This window comes from Elizabethkingia argenteiflava (assembly GCF_009904105.1).
Lineage (GTDB): Bacteria > Bacteroidota > Bacteroidia > Flavobacteriales > Weeksellaceae > Elizabethkingia > Elizabethkingia argenteiflava.
In genome coordinates this window covers 1-829 of the sequence record NZ_JAAABJ010000627.1, presented here as the reverse complement: position 1 = coordinate 829, position 829 = coordinate 1, and the positions used below count along the sequence as shown (strand labels likewise).

The 829-nt window shown below is 35.3% G+C and carries 1 pseudogene; it reads left to right on the top strand.

The window, feature by feature from the left end:
- Positions 1-151: 151 nt before the first annotated feature.
- Positions 152-829, top strand: a pseudogene (locus GNY06_RS10800) (hypothetical protein); the annotation flags it as partial.

Genomic DNA, 829 nt, shown 5'->3' with positions numbered 1-829 from the left:
TGATTTAAGTGAAGATGGCGATTGGTAAGATTTCTAAATCAATTTCTGATACAATTTAATTTTTAAATTAAAAAAACAACGAACAAATTTAGATGATTTATCTGGAATTTAAATAATTCAGATAAATTGTCTATATATAAAACACACAATAATGAAGAAAACAGTATTTTATAAAAAAACTAGGCTGATTACAGCTTTTATTGCAGTATCTCTCCTGCTATTTTTTCTGGCTTGTCGAAGCACTGGAGCTGAAAGCCAACTCTCCACAGATCATCAGAACCCACTACTAAGTGGGGGTATGGCGATTGTAAAAGTGAATATGTTTGGAGATGTAAGGGGTGATGTTCAGGAATTAAGCCCGAAAGCATCTTTACAAAGAGGGAGCAATTTAGGAAACTCCGTTCAAATACTAAGAGAAGAGATTCCGTTCAATGAAGAGTATAATTTGGTAGCAGAGCTAACTCCTGTCAGTACACCAAATTCAAGTGAAGCAGCCCAGGCCTCCTTAAATAGGAATCTTGAGCCGCACACTCAAAGATATCCATTGAAAGCTGGGGCTAGATACAAAGTAGTTGTCTATGATGCTTCTGGAGAATATGTTACGGAAAGAGATTATACCGTAGGGAAAGAAAAAGATACGGATCAACTTGCATTGAAAGGAGGAGATACTTATACCTTTATAGCCTATTCTTTAAACTCTTTCGAACTCCCAGATGTTAATTTTTCTAATCCCTCTCATAAAACATTAGAAACATCCAGTCTGAATAATCTAAGTGGGAATTCTGATTTTATGTATTTTAGAAAGGACATGCAGGTATCCGGAAATCGA